This window comes from Nevskiales bacterium, from assembly GCA_035574475.1.
Taxonomy (GTDB): domain Bacteria; phylum Pseudomonadota; class Gammaproteobacteria; order Nevskiales; family DATLYR01; genus DATLYR01.
The window spans coordinates 1-11364 of record DATLYR010000219.1; the positions used below are offsets into that span (position 1 = coordinate 1).

Annotated in this window: 11 protein-coding genes and 1 other RNA gene; 5 read left to right on the forward strand and 7 right to left on the reverse strand. The window is 67.8% G+C overall.

Annotated features, from left to right (window positions below; genetic code table 11):
- Window positions 1–374: nucleotide exchange factor GrpE (gene grpE, locus VNJ47_13185; GenBank protein ID HXG29787.1), on the reverse strand; the 374-nt coding region annotated here is incomplete at its 3' end.
- Window positions 375–451: 77 nt separating this feature from the next.
- A complete protein-coding gene (gene hrcA, locus VNJ47_13190; GenBank protein ID HXG29788.1) occupies window positions 452–1507 on the reverse strand; it encodes a heat-inducible transcriptional repressor HrcA in 1056 nt (351 codons plus the stop codon).
- A gap of 132 nt (window positions 1508–1639) precedes the next feature.
- Here hrcA and VNJ47_13195 point away from each other — a divergent pair, with 132 nt between their 5' ends.
- Both VNJ47_13195 and recN read left to right on the forward strand, forming a co-directional pair.
- The gene (locus VNJ47_13195; GenBank protein ID HXG29789.1) at window positions 1640–2524 is read left to right on the forward strand and encodes an NAD(+) kinase; all 885 of its coding nucleotides are present in this window, start codon (window positions 1640–1642) and stop codon (window positions 2522–2524) included.
- A gap of 4 nt (window positions 2525–2528) precedes the next feature.
- Window positions 2529–4217, forward strand: a complete 1689-nt coding sequence (recN, locus tag VNJ47_13200) for a DNA repair protein RecN (protein ID HXG29790.1) — start codon at window positions 2529–2531, stop codon at window positions 4215–4217.
- Between the two features lie 112 nt (window positions 4218–4329).
- On the opposite strand, the gene fur is transcribed toward recN, so the two are convergent.
- Window positions 4330–4734 carry a ferric iron uptake transcriptional regulator gene (gene fur, locus VNJ47_13205; GenBank protein HXG29791.1) on the reverse strand — a complete coding sequence of 135 codons (405 nt, stop codon included), beginning with the start codon at window positions 4732–4734 and terminating at the stop codon, window positions 4330–4332.
- Window positions 4735–4848: 114 nt separating this feature from the next.
- On the opposite strand from fur, the gene VNJ47_13210 reads away from it, so the two are divergent.
- Window positions 4849–5262 carry an outer membrane protein assembly factor BamE gene (locus VNJ47_13210; GenBank protein ID HXG29792.1) on the forward strand — a complete coding sequence of 138 codons (414 nt, stop codon included), beginning with the start codon at window positions 4849–4851 and terminating at the stop codon, window positions 5260–5262.
- A gap of 16 nt (window positions 5263–5278) precedes the next feature.
- Here VNJ47_13210 and VNJ47_13215 read toward each other — a convergent pair whose 3' ends face one another.
- Window positions 5279–5692 (reverse strand): RnfH family protein, encoded by a 414-nt coding sequence (locus VNJ47_13215; GenBank protein ID HXG29793.1) that lies wholly within the window; start codon window positions 5690–5692, stop codon window positions 5279–5281.
- The gene (locus tag VNJ47_13220; protein ID HXG29794.1) at window positions 5584–6978 is read right to left on the reverse strand and encodes a sodium-dependent transporter; all 1395 of its coding nucleotides are present in this window, start codon (window positions 6976–6978) and stop codon (window positions 5584–5586) included. The genes VNJ47_13215 and VNJ47_13220 overlap by 109 nt, the downstream gene beginning before the upstream one ends.
- A 46-nt stretch (window positions 6979–7024) precedes the next feature.
- On the opposite strand from VNJ47_13220, the gene smpB reads away from it, so the two are divergent.
- Window positions 7025–7501, forward strand: coding sequence for an SsrA-binding protein SmpB (smpB, locus tag VNJ47_13225; protein ID HXG29795.1), 477 nt, complete (start codon window positions 7025–7027; stop codon window positions 7499–7501).
- A gap of 77 nt (window positions 7502–7578) precedes the next feature.
- Here smpB and VNJ47_13230 read toward each other — a convergent pair whose 3' ends face one another.
- Window positions 7579–9246 (reverse strand): isovaleryl-CoA dehydrogenase, encoded by a 1668-nt coding sequence (locus VNJ47_13230; GenBank protein HXG29796.1) that lies wholly within the window; start codon window positions 9244–9246, stop codon window positions 7579–7581.
- 65 nt (window positions 9247–9311) lie between these two features.
- Here VNJ47_13230 and ssrA point away from each other — a divergent pair.
- Window positions 9312–9666: a transfer-messenger RNA gene (gene ssrA / locus VNJ47_13235) on the forward strand.
- Window positions 9667–9969: 303 nt separating this feature from the next.
- Here the strand turns inward: ssrA and VNJ47_13240 are convergent.
- Window positions 9970–11364 (reverse strand): adenylate/guanylate cyclase domain-containing protein (locus VNJ47_13240; GenBank protein ID HXG29797.1); only part of this gene is annotated, 1395 nt, incomplete at its 5' end.

Consider the following 11364-nt stretch of genomic DNA (forward strand, 5'->3'; position numbering starts at 1 on the left):
CCGTAACGCTCGAGCACATCGGTCAACAGCTTGAGGGTCAGTTCCAAACCCTCGACCACGGCCTTGATCTCGGCGTTTTCGTCGGCGGCCGCGGCCAGGCCCAGCTCCAGGCTGTCGCGCACGCCGAGCAGGTCCGCGGCCAGCCTTTCGACACCGTACTTGCGCGCCGCGGCGGTATCGCGCTCGGCGCGCTTGCGCACGTTCTCGAGCTCGGCGGCAGTGCGCAGGTACAGGTCGCGGTTCTCGTCGGCCTTGGCCTGGGCCGCCTGCAGCTGCTGCTGCAGCTCGGCCAGCGGATCGATCGGGGTTTCCGGCGGCGGGCCGGCCGCTGCAGCGGTCTGGTCGTCGGGGGCAGGCGTCGGTGTTTCGCTCATGTCGCGAGGATCCATCGGTTGGGCATCAAACGGGCCGCACGTCGCCCTCGCCGGGCGCGTGCCGGGTAGATGAGGGCTCAGTTGCGCTCTTTCAAGGCCGCGCCCAGCATGCGCGCGGTGGTATCGACGATCGAGATGACGCGGTCATAGTCCATGCGCGTGGGCCCGATCACGCCCAGCACGCCGACCACCTGGCCGTTGACCGTGTAGGGCGCGCTGACCACGCTGCAGTCGTCCAGCACGCGGTAGCCGGACTCCTCGCCGATGAAGATCTGCACGCCTTCGGCACCCAGGCAGCTGTCGAACAGGCGCAACAGGTCGCGCTTGCGCTCGAAGGCCTCGAACAGCGCCTTGAGCGTCTCCACCCGCGACAGCTCCTGGAAACCCATCAGGTTCGTCTCCCCGGCCAGCACGTAATCGCCCTTCGGCGACGGCTCGATCACCTGCTCGGCCATGCTCAGGGCCTCGGCCATCAGCTGGTCCATGCTCTGGCGCGCGTTGAGCATGTCGCGCAGCAGGCTTTCGCGCACGCTGACCAGGTCGCGGCCGCCGAACATGGCATTCAGGTAATTGGCCGCCTCCTGCAGCTCGGCCGTGCTGTAGTCGCGGTGCGTGTGCAGGATGCGGTTCTGCACCTCGCGCTCGTTCACCACCAGGATGGCCAAGACGCGTCGTCCGGACAGCGGCAGGAACTCGATCTGGCGCAGCGCCGCATAGTCGCGGCGCGGCACCGTCACCACCCCCGCCATATGCGTCAGCGACGACAGCAGCTGCGAGGCCGACTCGACCAGGTCCTCGGCGGTCGGCGCCGCCTGCGCGAACAGCTGCTGCTTGATCTCCTCGGTCTCCTGCGGGCCCAGCGGCTGCGGCTTGAGCAGGCGGTCCACGAACAACCGGTAGCCGCGCACCGTGGGGATGCGGCCGGCCGAGGTGTGCGGCGAGCGCACCAGGCCCAGCTCGTCCAGGTCGGCCATGACGTTGCGGATCGTGGCGGCCGACAGCGACAGGCCGAAGGCCCGCGCCAGGGTACGCGAGCCGACCGGCTGGCCCTCGCGAATGTACTGCTCGATCAGCGCCTTGAGCAGGCTCAGGGCGCGCGGATCGAGGTCTTCCTGGCGGAGCGGCTGCGACATGGCATTTCGGGTATCGTCCAGACCCTTAGCAGTCTAGCGCCGGGAGTGCCAAGTGCGCCAGCGAGCAGGCGATTCCGCTTGGTCGGCCTGTGCGCGGCATGTTAAGTTTTGGCCGTCTTTCGAGCGGCCTCCATGAGTGAGTTTTCCACCATAGGCGTGATCGGCAAGCGCGCCGATCCCGGCGTTGCCCCTGCCCTGCGCGCGCTGACCGGGGATCTGGCGGCGCGCGGCTGTCGGCTGCGGCTGGACGCGGCCAGCGCCGAATACCTGGGTCTTCCCGCGAGCCAGGGGCTGCCACGCGAGCAGCTGGGCGCGGACTGCGACCTGGTCGTGGTGCTGGGTGGCGACGGCACCCTGCTGGACGCCGCCCGCGCGGTAGCCCCATACGGCGTGCCGCTTTTGGGCATCAACCGCGGCCGGCTGGGCTTCATGGTCGATGTGTTGCCGGATGAGCTCAAGCCGGCGCTGGACGCCGTATTCGCGGGGCGCTACGTGCGCGAGGAGCGTCTGATGCTGACCGCCACCGTGCTCGCCGGCCGGCAGGAACGCGGCAGTTTCCACGCCCTCAACGACGTGGTGGTGCGCAACCGCGACTTCGCGCGCGTGATCGAGTTCGACACCTACACCGACGGCTGCTTCATCAGCCATCACCGCGCCGACGGCATCATCATCGCCACGCCCACCGGCTCGACCGCCTACGCCCTGTCCGGCGGCGGGCCCGTGCTGCACCCCGCGCTGCCGGCGATCGCGCTGGTGCCGATCTGCCCGCACACGCTCAGCGACCGCCCGCTGGTGCTGGACGCCGGGCGCGAGGTCGAGGTGGTGATCGAGCCCGGTACCCAGGCGCTGGTCACCTGCGACGGCCAGGTGACGCAGGAGCTGGGCGGCGGCGACCGCGTGCGCATCCGGCGTGCCGAGCGCAGCGTGAGCCTGATCCACCCGCCCGGCTACGATTACTTCAAGCTGCTGCGCAGCAAGCTGCAATGGGGCCGCGGCCCCATCCCGCGCCAACCCTGACAAGATGCTGATACGGCTCGAGATCCGCAATTTCGCCATCATCGACGACCTCAGCCTGGAGCTCGGGCCGGGGCTGTCGGCACTGACCGGCGAAACCGGCGCGGGCAAATCCATCCTGCTCGACGCGCTGGGGCTGCTGCTCGGCGACCGCGCCGAGAGCGACAGCATCCGCAGCGGCGCCGAGCGCGCCGAGATCAGCGCCAGCTTCCAGCTCGACGATGCGCCGGCGGCGCGCGACTGGCTGCGTGCGCGCGACTTCGACGCAGGCGACGGCCCTGACGCCTGCCTGGTCCGCCGCCTGGTGGCGCGCGACGGCCGCGGCCGGGCCTATATCAACGGCAGCCCCGCCTCCACCCGCGACCTGCGCGAGTTGGGCGAATACCTGGTGGACATCCACGGCCAGCATGAGCACCAGTCCCTCTCCCGGCGCGAAGTGCAGCGCGAGCTGCTGGACGGCTACGGCGGCCATGCCGCCCTCTGCGCGCAGGTCGCGGCGCTGGCGCGCGAATGGCAGCAGCTGGACGCGCGCATCGGGGAGCTGGCGCAGAAAACCAGCGACGGCGGCATGCGCCTGGATTTCGTCCGCTTCCAGGTACAGGAACTGGAGGCGCTCAACCTGCAGCCGGGCGAACTGGAGCAGATCGACCAGGAGCACAAGCGGCTGAGCAATGCCGGCCGTCTCATCGAGCAGGGTCAGCGCGCGCTGCAGCTGCTGTACGAGGGCGAGCGCGGCGCGGCCTACGACCTGTTGACCCAGGCCCAGCACCTGCTGGCCGACCTGGCCGGCGTCGAGCCGCGCTACGGCGAGGCCGCCGAGCTGGCCGGCGCCGCCCTGATCCAGGTGCAGGAGGCGGCCGATACGCTGCGCCGCACGCTCGACGGTCTCGAACTCGATCCGCGCCGGCTGCAGCAGATCGAGCAGCGGCTGGCCGACATCCATGCCATCGCCCGCAAGCACCGCGTGGCGCCGGCCGAGCTCGGCACGCACCTGGAGGGCCTGCGCGCAGAGCTGCACGCACTGGAAAACTCAGCGGTGGAGATCGGCCGGCTGGAGCAGGCGCGCGCGCAGGCGGCGCAGGCCTGGCTGGAGCAGGCCCGGCTGCTCAGCCAGGCGCGGCGCAAGAGCGCCAAGCGCCTGTCGGCCGCGGTCAGCGAGATCCTGCGCACGCTCGGCATGCCGCAGGGCGAGTTCCGCGTGGCGCTGGACACGCCGGACCAGGCGCCGGCGCCCCGCGCCCAGGGCCTGGACCAGATCGAGTTCCTGGTCAGCGCCAACCCGGGGCAGGAAGCACGGCCGCTGGCCAAGGTCGCCTCGGGCGGCGAGCTGTCGCGCATCAGCCTGGCGATCCAGGTCATCGCCGCCAACGCCACACACGTGCCGACCCTGGTATTCGACGAAGTGGACGCCGGCATCGGCGGCGGCGTGGCCGAGATCGTCGGCCGCCAGCTGCGCGCACTCGGCGCGCAGCGCCAGGTGCTGTGCGTCACCCACCTGCCGCAGGTCGCGGCCCAGGCGCAGCAGCAGCTGCAGGTGCGCAAGGAAGTGAAAGCGGGGCAGACCTACACGCGCATCCGCGCGTTGGACGACAAGGACCGCATCGAGGAGCTGGCGCGCATGCTCGGCGGCGTGGACATCACGGCGAAGACCCGCGAGCACGCCAAGGACATGCTCAAGCGGGCCGCCACGGGTTAGGAAGAGCCAGCAAACGAACTGGGTAACAGGATATACAGGATCAAGAAAGTTTCTTCACAAGAATCGGTTCTTTCCTGTTAATCCTGAGAATCCTGTCTATCCCGTCCATTCCTCACTTTTTCTTGGGCTTCACGTACAGCACCAGGCTGTGGTCGGCGATCTCGTAGCCGTGCTTGTCGGCGATCTGCTTTTGCAGCCGCTCGATCTCCTCGCTGACGAATTCGATCACCTTGCCGCTCTCGATGTCCACCATATGATCGTGGTGGTGCCCCTGCGCCAGCTCGAACACCGCGTGCCCGCCCTCGAAATGATGGCGCGTCACGAGGCTTGCCGCCTCGAACTGGGTCAGCACCCGGTACACCGTGGCCAGGCCGATGTCCTCGCCCGAGTCCAGCAGCTGGCGGTAGATCTCCTCCGCGCTCAGGTGGCGCGACTCGCTCGATTCGAGGATCTCGAGGATCTTCAGGCGCGGCAGCGTGACCTTGAGCCCGGCCTTGCGCAAATCCTGGTTTTCCACGCGGTACTCTCCGGGTAAGGGCGAACCGATGCCGGCCCGCCGCTTCGGGTATTATTGCACGCTGAAATTTTCAGGCTAGGCCCCCCAATGCGTCACTTATGCGTTCTTGCGCTGTTGAGCCTGCTGCCCGCGCTGGCGGCCTGCACGGTGTTCCGCCTGCCGACGCTGCAAGGCAACGTGATCGAGCAGAAGCAGGTCGATCAGCTCGAGATCGGCATGACGCCGGACCAGGTACGTTTCCTGCTCGGCAGCCCGCTGGTCCAGGGCAGCTTCGACCCCAACCGCTGGGACTACGTGTACTACTACCGCAGCCCGCGCGGCCAGGAAGTGCAGCGCACGCTCAACCTCTACTTCGAGAGTGGCAAGCTCGCGCGCATCGTCGGCCAGGCGCCGCCCGCTGGACAGTCGGCCGGCAGCGAAACGCCGACCACCGCGCCGGAAGAGCGCCCGGTGGATAACACACCGCTGCCGGACAGCGGTATCGGCCCGGACGCGCAAACCAAGGACTCGCCGATCAACCCGCCTTGAGCGGCATGCACCCGCTTCAGCGGCGGCTCCGACCACAGCCAGGGCCGCCGGCGCGTTCGCGCCGCCGCCGCTTCGGGTCGGCGAGCAGCGACCGGTAGATCTCCACCCGGTCGCCGTCGCGCAGGAGCTGTTCCGCCGTGACGGGGCGGCCAAAGATGCCCAGCGCGGCGGCGCCCTGCCCCAGTTCCACGAGTCCCGCCTCCCCCCGCGCGGCGTGCAGCGCGTCCCGCACGCAGCTGCCCGCCGGGAGCGACAGTACGACCACGACCTGCCGCTCCGGCAGGGCCCAGACTACCTCCACCCGGATCGTTGATGCAGCGCTTACGGCGTCCTCAGCCACAGATACTCGACCAGCCGGAAGAAGCCCAGCGAATACAGCAGCACCAGCAGCAGGCCGACGCGCGCCGGATAACGCAGGCAGAAACGCCACACCTGGAAGCTCCAGTGACTGCCCCCACCCCAGGCCTCGCGCAAGAGGTCCAGCGGCATGGCACGCGAGACGAACACGCACACACCCAGACCGATCAGCGGCAAGAGCACGTGGCCGGTCAGCAGCTCCAGCCACTGGTAGAAGGTCTTGCCGAACAGCAGCAGGTCCTGCCAGACATTGAACGACAGCAGCGTGCCCAAGCCGAAGAACCAGATCACTACGCCGGTCGTACTCGAGGCCATCGAACGTGACAGCTCGTAGCGCTCCATCAGCCACACCACCACCGGCTCCATCAGGCCGATGGCCGAGGTCATGGTGGCGAGAAACAGCGACAGGTACAGGAACACCAGGATCAGCTGGCTGCCGGTATGACCGCCGACCACCAGCGGCAGCTGCTGGAACACCAGGCGCACGCCGTAGGTCGGCGCCTCGCCGACCGCAAAGATGAAAGCAAACACGGCCAGGCCGGACATCAGCGCAAACAGCAGATCCACCAGTATCACCGCACCGCCCACGACCGGCAGCGAGACGCGCTCGGGCATATACAGCCCGAGCGTCATCATCACCCCCATGCCCAGGGCCAGGCTGAAGAACGCCTGCTGCAGCGCCTCGAGCACGCCTTGCCAGCCGAGCCTGGAAAAGTCCGGCGTGAGGAGCAGACGCAGGCCGGCGCCGAGATCGCCCACCGCCAGCGCGCAGACCAGCAACAGCAGCAGCGACACGAAGGCCATCGGCATCAGGTAACCGGCCACGCGCTCGAGTCCGGCACGCCCGTGCGCAACGAAGATCGTGGCACTGATCATGAAGATCGTGTGCCAGGTCAGCGCGCGCTCCGGGTCGCCGACCAGGGCCAGCAGGATTTCGCGCATCTCCGCGGGTGTCTTCTGCGACAGCACGCCGGCCGCGGCACGGATGGTGAAGGCCATGCTCCAGCCGGCGATCACGCTGTAATACGACAGCACCAGCATGGCGCCCAGCAGCGCCAGCCAGGCCATCGCGCTCCAGATCGCCGGAACGTGCATCTGGGCCTCTTCCGCGAGCAGGCGTGTACTGGTGACGACGTTGGCGCGCCCGCGCCGGCCCATCAGCAGCTCGGCCATGATCAGCGGCAGCGAGACGAAGAACAGGCACAACACGTAGACCAGCAGGAAGGCCCCGCCGCCGTACTGGCCGAGCAGGTACGGCAGGCTGAACATGTTGCCGAAGCCGATGGTGGCGCCGGCCGCCACCATGACGAAGGCGCGCGGCGACGACCAGTACCCATAAACGCCTGCTCTAGCGGTCATGGCCTGTCCAAAAAAGCCTTTGCAGAGGATGACTTATAATCCGGTGATGAACAAGAGCGACAACAAGCCCGCAGCGCCCAGGGTGATCAGTCTCAACCGCCGCGCGCGGCACGATTACTTCATCGAAGACGAATACGAGGCCGGGCTGGCGCTCGAGGGCTGGGAGGTCAAGAGCCTGCGCGCCGGCAAGGCGCAGATTGCCGAGGCCTACGTCGTCATCCGCAATGCGGAGGCCTGGCTGATCGGCGCGCATATTTCGCCGCTGGGCAGCGCCTCCACCCATGTACGGCCCGATCCTACGCGCACGCGCAAGCTGCTGCTGCACCGCCACGAGCTCAACAAGCTGATCGGCGCCACCGAGCGCCAGGGCTACACCCTGGTGCCGCTGTCGCTGTACTGGCAGCGCGGCCACGCCAAGCTCGAGATCGGCCTGGCCCGCGGCAAGAAACAGCACGACAAGCGCGCCAGCATCAAGGAGCGAGACTGGCAGCGCGAGAAAGCACGGGCCTTGAGCCGGAGATGATGCTTCGTCACCCCGGCGCAAGCCGGGGTCCAGTGCCTGAAAGTCGCTGGATTCCGGCCTTCACCGGAATGACGTGATTAACTGGTGACAATCCGCGAACGCTCGATGAGGGCGCAGCAGTCGATACCTTCCGGCAGCGTGCCGAAGGCGCGCCCGCGGTCCGTGCCCAGCCGCGCGACGCAGAAGGCATCGGCCACGATGCGGTTGCCGGCGCGCAGCAAGAGCGCCGCCTGCAGCGTCACCGCCATCTTCTCCACCACGCGCCGCGCCCGGGTCTCGAGGCCGCCCTTGCGCGCAAGTTCATCCTCGAGATCCGCCAGCGCCGCGTCGAACAGCGCATGCGCCCCGCGGGCAGCCTGCAGCTCGGCCAGGAAAACCTCAAGCGCACCCGGCTCGCGGCTCATGGCGCGCAGCACGTCCAGGCACTGAATGTTGCCGCTGCCCTCCCAGATCGAATTCAACGGCGCCTCGCGGTACAGCCGCGGCAGGATGTGCTCCTCCACATAGCCTGCGCCGCCCAGGCATTCCTGCGCCTCGTTGACCATCACCGGCGTACGCTTGCAGATCCAGTACTTGCCGACGCCGGTGGCGATGCGCGCGAAAAGCGCCGCCGGCTCGTCGCGCGCCGATTCGTCGAAGGCCCGCGCCACGCGCAGCATCAGCGCCAGCGCCGCCTCCGATTCCAGCGCCAGGTCGGCGAGCACGTTCTGCATGAGGGGCTGGTCGATCAAGGCGCGGCCGAAGGCGGAACGGTGCGCGCAGTGATGAATCGCCTGCGTGAGCGCCTGGCGCATCAGCGCCGCGGAGCCGGCCATGCAGTCCAGCCGCGTGTGGGCGACCATCTCGATGATCGTCGGTACGCCACGCCCCTCTTCGCCCACCATCACCGCCCAGGCGCGGTGGAACTCGACCTCGCTGGAGGCATTGCTCCAGTTGCCGAGCTTGTCCTTGAGCCGCTGGATGTGGATGGCGTTGCGCGAGCCGTCCGGCCGCCAGCGCGGCAGCAGGAAGCAGGACAGGCCGCGCTCGGCCTGCGCCAGCACCAGGAAGGCGTCGCACATCGGCGCGGAGAAAAACCACTTGTGGCCGACCAGCTCATAGGCCTGTCCCGGCCCGCCGGCGCCCAGCGGCCAGGCGCGGGTCGTGTTGGCGCGCACGTCCGAGCCGCCCTGCTTCTCGGTCATGCCCATGCCGATGGTGACGCCCCGCTTCTGCTCCGCCGGTAGGCAGCGCGGATCGTATTCGGTGGACAGGATGCGCGGCTCCCAGACTTTCGCCACGTCCGGCTGGTGGCGCAGCGCCGGAATGCAGGCATAGGTCATGGTCAGCGGGCAGCCGGTGCCGGCCTCGACCTGGCTGTGCAGGTAGCTGAGCGCATGCGACACCACGTGCGCACCCGGTCGCGGGTCCCGCCAGGCCAGCGTCGGCAGCTCGTGCTCGATCGCCACCTGCATCAGGCGGTGGTAGGCCGGGTGGAACTCCACTTCGTCGATGCGATGTCCGTAGCGGTCGTGGGTTTTCAGCACGGGTTTGTGCTGATTGGCCTGGAATCCCAGCTGGATCAGTTCGTGGCCCGCGATGTCTCCATAGCGCATGAGGCGCGTTTCGCCCCAGGCGCCGCCCTCGCGTGCAACCGCCTCGCGCAGGGGCAGGTCCTGTGCATAGAAGTTCACGTTCTCCAGCGGGGGCGGCTGGTTGAAAACTTCGTGGGTCACGCCGAAAGGCGGCTCGGTCTTGGCCAGCATGCGGGGAACTCCTGAGCGATTTCGTTGACTATAGCACCGGTAGTAAAATGACCGCCCGGGGGTGACCTGGGCTCGACGGTGACTGGAAATCCGACGTGCATGCCGAGCTGCAGCCCGCTCGTAAATCCGACTGCAACCAAGCTAGTTGCGAACGACGACAACTACGCCCTCGCCGCCTAATCCCGGCGAGCGTCTGACCGGCAGGCGTCCATAACTCCGGACCCAGACGTCGACTTTGTGGAATCGCGGTGACGCCCGCCCTTGGCCGATCCGCTAAAACCCCAAGGGGCTAAGCGCCGGCGTTCCCTGCCCGTTGGGTAACCGGCGTCGAAAACCAAAGACCGGGCTAAGCATGTAGAGCGGACGACGGAAGGTTGCCGGACGCGGGTTCGATTAACAACATGGTCGCCTCTGCCCGCAAGGGCAGAGTGAAAACGGGGCTCACATCGGTGGACCCTGGGGCGGGATAACCCGCTACGGCAACACCGAGGGGTAGGAAGAGGGCCAACCTCAGGCCTGCCCTGTAGAGACTCATAGACCGGCTGAAACCCGAAAGGGAAACGAGCCGGCACTAGGATTCGCGGAAGATTTCAGCCGCGAATAACACGCCCCGCATCCCGCCAACGGGATGAAGGTATAGTCCAGCCCACATTGAAAAATGTGGACCAGCTGTCCCGCCACCTCCACCAATGTGACCCCTGGCCGGCAACGGCCAGGGGTTTTCTATTTGCGGGTGTACACGAACACGCCATCCCAGCCGTCCGGCGGCGGGTTGGCGCGGAAATGGGCGATCCGTTCCAGGTACTGCGCATACAGCGGGTGCCGGTACCTCTCCTCCAGGTGGCGGAAGGCGCGTTCGGCCTGCTCCCAGTTCTGCAGCTGGTAATACCCGAGCGCGGTTTCGTAGCGCCCGAGCTCCTCGCGCTGGTCACTGCGCAGCTGCTCCGCTCGGCACAGCGGCTGATAGATCGTCACCGGGCGGTCCCTGCCCTTGACGCGCACGCGATCCAGCTCGCGGAAGACGAAGCCCTGCACCTGGGCCACGGTGAATTCGCTGACGATGATGTCGACCTCATACTCGCGGGTCAGTGCCTCCAGGCGCGAGCCCAGGTTCACCGCGTCGCCGAGCACGGTATAGGCCATGCGGAACGCCGAGCCCATGTTGCCGACCTGCATGATGCCGGTGTTCAGACCGATGCCCACCTCGATCGCGGGCCAGCCGCGCGCCTGGAACTCGGGCCGCAGGCTGCGCAATGTCTCGATCATGTCCAGCGCCGCCTCCAGCGCATGCGTCGCATGCTGCGCATCCGCCATCGGCGCACCCCAGAAGGCCATGACCGCATCGCCCATGTACTTGTCCACCGTGCCGCGGTGCTGGTGGATCACGCGTGTGATCGGCGTCAGGAAAGCGTTCATCAGCTCGGTCAGCTCGGCGGGGTCCATGCTTTCCGCGATGGTCGTGAAACCACGCACGTCCGAGAACAGTACCGTCATCTCGCGGCTGACGCCCTTGAGCGTGATGTCCTCCTGGCTCTGGTCCATCTCCTCGACCAGCTCCGGCGGCACGTACTGCCCGAACAGCCTGGACAGCCGGCGCTTGTTGCGCGACTCGACCAGGAAGCTGTAGGTCATCTGCAGCAGCGTCACGCCCAGCGCGTAGAACAGCGGCGTGGCCATCGGCAGCACCAGATCGGCGAAGATCCAGATCAGCAGATTGACCAGCATGCTGCCGAACACCAGCGCCAGCATCAGCGCACTGCCCCACAGCGGCGACAGCGTGGGCAGGAGCAGCGCCAGTAGCAGGCCGATCAGCACCAGCATGCCGGCCTCGATCAGCGAGGTATGCGCCGGCCGGTGCTTGAAGTTCCCGTCGAGCAGGCCGGAGACCATGTTCGCGTGCACCTCGACCCCTGCGTAGCGGTGGCCGACCGGTGTGGTGCGCAGGTCGAGCAGGCCGGGCGCCGTGGTGCCGACCAGCACGATGGCGTCGAACAGCGTGTCGATCGGTACGCGCCGGTTCAGCACGTCGGTGGCCGACAGGAAGGGGAAAGCGCCCTGGTAGCCGCGGTACGGCACCAGCACACTCAGATTGGCGTCCGTCAGTACGCTGCGCCGGCC